This window comes from Pusillimonas sp., assembly GCF_029263785.1.
In the GTDB taxonomy this organism is placed as follows: Bacteria; Pseudomonadota; Gammaproteobacteria; order Burkholderiales; family Burkholderiaceae_B; genus Pusillimonas.
Map to the genome: position 1 here is coordinate 1 of NZ_JAJUFE010000085.1, position 4,710 is coordinate 4,710.

Annotated in this window: 4 protein-coding genes; all 4 read right to left on the reverse strand. The window is 58.7% G+C overall.

The genetic code is table 11. From position 1 onward, the window contains the following. Positions 1–1,701 (reverse strand): aconitase family protein (locus Q1J88_RS12675; protein ID WP_301118092.1); only part of this gene is annotated, 1,701 nt, incomplete at its 3' end. Positions 1,702–1,713: 12 nt separating this feature from the next. Continuing rightward, positions 1,714–2,688: a tripartite tricarboxylate transporter substrate binding protein gene (locus Q1J88_RS12680; RefSeq protein WP_301118093.1), complete on the reverse strand. Its 975-nt coding sequence runs from the start codon at positions 2,686–2,688 to the stop codon at positions 1,714–1,716. Positions 2,689–2,832: 144 nt separating this feature from the next. Further along, positions 2,833–3,735, reverse strand: coding sequence for a LysR family transcriptional regulator (locus Q1J88_RS12685; protein ID WP_301118094.1), 903 nt, complete (start codon positions 3,733–3,735; stop codon positions 2,833–2,835). Then, positions 3,732–4,710, reverse strand: a 979-nt coding sequence (locus tag Q1J88_RS12690; RefSeq protein ID WP_366902815.1) for a GlxA family transcriptional regulator, incomplete at its 5' end; no start/stop codon positions are given. The genes Q1J88_RS12690 and Q1J88_RS12685, both read right to left, overlap by 4 nt.

The following is a 4,710-nucleotide window of genomic DNA, read 5'->3' on the forward strand; positions in this document are numbered from 1 at the left end:
CAGCGTCACGCCTTCAGGAACTCTCAAACCCTTTTCCAAACCCCAGGCAAGCACTTCATGGTAGTAATCGAAGTCTTCGCGTTTGCCGGCGGTGCATGAACCGCCATAGGCAATGTCGATTCGAGGGCGCGGGCCCAGCGCAGAGAGCTGCAGGCCATTACCCGGGTCGCCAGGCGACGCCACCAGCGGTTCCAGCGCCGCGCAATCCACATTGATTTCTGCGTCATAGTGGGCAGCCGGATCGCTGCGCATCCAGGGCTCAATGGCTACGTCCACGCCCCGACGTTCGCGCAGAAAGCGCAGTGTCACGTCGTCTGGCGCGACAATTCCTGTGAAACCACCCAGTTCGGCGGTCATATTGGTCAGCGTCGCGCGTTCGTCAATGGAAAGCGCTGCCACTGCCTCGCCCGTAAATTCGAATACCTTGCCCACTCCAGCGCCCGAGCGGATTTCCGGTAAGGCCAGAAGATGCAGAACTATATCTTTGGCCGTGACCCCGGGCGGTAGCTCACCGGCCAGATTGACTTTCAGGCTGGGTGGGACGGTCAGCCTAACTGCGCCGGTAACAAAGGCGTTCGCCATATCGGTAGTGCCAATACCAAAGGCTACACAACCAAGCGCTCCAATATGAGGGGTATGGGAATCCGTACCAACAACGACCTGGCCCGGCAGTGCGTAATGCTCGGTCATCATTGCATGCGATATCCCGGCCACGTTGCTGCCATCGTCGGCAGCAGCTTCAGATTCGGTCAGCGTCCTATGGTTATTCAGGCCGTATGCTTCAACAAAATCCCGCTGAGCCTGGCACATGGCGATGATGTTTGGCACGATGCCGGCGCGCACATGATTAGGGCTCTCCGCCACGTAGGAAGTATGGTCCTCGAACACTACCACTTGCTCGGGGTCGACAATACGCAGAGGACGCCCAAAGCGGGCGTGAAGCATATGAGCAGCCATGCCCGTGTAGTACTCGTGAATGAAACGCCATTCAGCCCGGATGAATGCACCTTTGCCCTGCTCAATGGCAGGCGCACTGACCGGTGTCTGCAATAGATGGCGTTCGAGTATTTTTTCGAATAGCGTGCGAGGCCGCTCGGCGGCAGACGGCCTTACAGGGGCACCCGCAGCATCCGCGTCGGCTATTCCCGCCAGATACTTTTGGCCAAATGCGAGCAGGCCGCCCGCCCTGATGATGGCTGCAGTGAGCTCGTCTCTGTCCGCCACGATCTCGTCAACGGTGATGACCTCTCCCTGTTGCAAGCGCTCAATCAGGCCCATGTTGGTGCTGGTGTACAGGCCGATATTGTCTGCGTTCTGGCGATAGATACGCTCAAAACTTTCCGCAATGACCAAGCGGACACCCGCCGATTTCTCGGCCATGGGGCTGTGCTCGCGCGACGAGCCTTTGCCGTAGCGGTTCCCGCCGACCACGACATTGAAACCGGCCTGGTGAATGGCGTCAGTGCCAATGGGCCGTTCGCCGCCTGCAGTCAGCCCTGTATAAGGGTAACGGCCCAGCTTTTCGTCGAAATGCGTGAGGATGGGCAGCGGTGTGATCTCGTCGGTGGAGATGTCGTCGCGCAAGGGCAGCGCCTCAGCAAGGCTAAGACGAGTCCCCGCCAACTGCGCAGAAATCCGGGCCGGGTCGGCAGAGAGAAAGAGAATGCGCGCGGGGCGGCCAAGGACAGAAGCTTCACTCATGTGGATAAACGCTCACTCGGCGGAAATACCGGCAGCCTCTACCAGCTGCTGGGTTCGTGAAATTTCGTCCATCAGCACCTTCTGTGCTTCTTCGGTTGAAGAGCCATTGGGGACAAAACCTTGACCGGCAAAAATCTTGACCACGGATTTGTCACGCATCACTCGTGCAGTGGCTTCCTGCAGCTTGCTGACAATGTTCTCCGGCAGGTTTGCCGGCCCGATCAGTGCTATCCATGCGTCATAAGCGTAACCCTCCGCCCCGACTTCGGCCAGGGTCGGCACATCGCCCAGCACTGGCACGCGTTCGGGCGTGCTCACGGCCAGGGCGCGCAGTTTGCCCCCATTGATGGAACCGATCACAGAGGGAACTGCCAGGAAGGCAGTCTCGATCTGACCGGACATGACGTCGGTGATAAGGGCATTACCACCGCGATAAGGAATGTGTTGCAAGTCTACGCCGGCCTTCGATTTGAGCAACTCTCCCGCTAGATGCAGCACGCTGCCTGTCCCCGATGAACCATAATTCAGCTTGCCGGGTTCCGCCTTGGCGGCCTTAATCAACTCGTCGATCGACTTGTAGGGAGACTCCGGCGCGACCACCACGACCAGTGGCGTTGTACCAATTACGGAAATTGGCGTGATGTCCTTTACGCTGTCGTACGGGACAGTTTTGTACAGGCTGGGGTTGATCGCATGGTTGGAGGATACGATGGCCAGTGTGTAGCCATCCGGCTGCGCACTGACCAGTTGACGCGTACCCGGGATACCTGCCGCGCCGGCCAGATTTTCGACAACAAAGGACTGGCCGAGGTCTTTGGCGAGACCGTCCGCCACAACACGCGCCACCACATCCGCAGTGGAGCCGACAGAAGTCGGCACAATCAGGCGAATCGAGCGCTCAGGGTAAGTATCGGCCAGTGCCACGTTGCCTTGGCACAGTGCGCCAATGGCGAGCGCACAGCTCGCCATGAATCGAGTGATTTTCATCGGAGGTCTCCTTTGGATCGCCGGGATCGGACTGTCCCGCTCCTGCTCACGCTGGACTATACGAAGACCATCTGGGCTGTCCGAAGCGCCATTTGGGCACCTTTGCCATCTCGTTTCAAGATGTCGGTGCTCGCCAATGGCCGGTTAGCGCCCTTGCCCCAGGAATCGGGCGAGAGCGGCCGCCGTGGCAGAAAGCTGCTCTTCCCGCGGATACACGACACAGATTTCCCGTTGAGCCCACGGTTCATCCAGCGGCCGCAGCACAAGATCCAAGGCCTTTATATAGAGCTCCGCCACCTTCTGCGGAACAATGGCGATGCCCAGGCCGACATGCGCCATGCGACAGAGCACGTCCAGGCTTCCCACCCTGAACTTCACGGAAAGCTTGCGTTCGAGGGCGTCGGCCCGAACTGCCAGCATATGAGTCAATGCGCTTGGCTCTCTCATGCCGACGAAAGTCTCGTCGACAATATCTGCCAAACGCAGCCTCTGCGCATCTGCCTTCGGATGAGAAGCAGGCAACACGACTGCCAGCCGGTCTCGACGGTAGGGCTGCCATTCTAGGTCATCCATGCCGGCGATCCGGTTGCAGACGCCAAAGTCCGCATCGCGGTCGCGCACCAGTCGTAACACGTCCTGGCTGTGCTGTTCTTCCAGGTCGATGTCGACTTCCGGGTACAGCCGCTGGAAGGCAGAAATGTCCTCTGGAAGAAACTGCACAATGGCAGACGGGTTTGCCACGACACGGACGTGCCCGTTCACCCCCGCATAGACGCGCGAAAGTTCCGCGCTCATGGCTTCCACGCCGGCCAAGATCTGCTGCGCGTGGCGCAAGACCATTGCACCGGCGGGTGTCAGGCTAACGCCTCGCGTGTGCCGTTGCACCAGGGGCAAACCGACAAGTGTTTCCAGCTCGGCCAGGCGCCGACTTACGGCAGAGGCTGCGATGAATTCCCGCTCGGCAGCCCGCGCAATGCTGTTTTCCTGGCAGATCACCACAAAAAGGCGCAGCGATGTGAAATCCATTCTGCGAAGTATTTGCTTCATGTCCGCCATTGCTGCACCCTGTTGGCCTGCCGAAACTCGCGCGGTGTGAGGCCAAACAGGCTTTTAAATTCACGCGAGAAGTGAGAGTTGTCCGAGAAACCGCAGCCCAGCGCGATATTGGTGACCGAATCTTCGGTATTGGTAAGGCGCCATTTGCCGTATTGAAGCCGTAGCATACGATGCAGCGCCGCCGGCGTCGTGTTGAGAGTTTGCTTGAACAGACGCTCCAGTTGGCGCGCACTGATGCCAACGTGAGCGGCGACTTCTGCCACCTGCGGCAAGTCGTCTATTCGCTGCTCGATATAGTTGACTGCCTTGTGGATGCGTATGTCGGTGACGTTCTCCAGGTCAATATAGAAATGCGCCTGAGGCAATCGGGCCGGGCGGATGGAGAACAACATCATATGGCGTAGCGCCTGATTCGCCTTATCTGGACCAAAATGCCGGTTAAGCAGATGCAGGGCAAGGTCGATGGCCGCAGTTGACCCGGCGCATGTGATCATCCGGCCGGAATCAATAAAGAGATGGTCCACGCGGCATCGAACATCTGGGAACTGTCGCTCAAATTCGGACAACACATTCCAGTGAACGCAAACAGTATGCTGGCGGAGTAAACCCGCATGGGCGATGGCGAATGTGCCGGTGCATAGCCCCACCAGCGTCACGCCTGCTTCGTATGCATTGACCAGCCAGGCGGATAGCTTTTTGGACAGTTTGGTGTTGGTGTAACTGTTCCCGCCACACACTGCGATGTAATCGAAATCGCCGCTGGTATCGATATCGGCCAGTTCGCTGTGCAGCGTACCGGCACTGGACCTTCGCGGCAGGCCGTCGACACTCATGACGGACCACCTGATCAGAATCTGGCGGCTCTGCCCACCGTAATCTGAGGCCAGGCGCAAGACGTCCAGAAAACCAGCGAAGGCTGTAAGCGTGAATTGGTCGAGAAGAACAATGCCTACACGCAGGAGATCG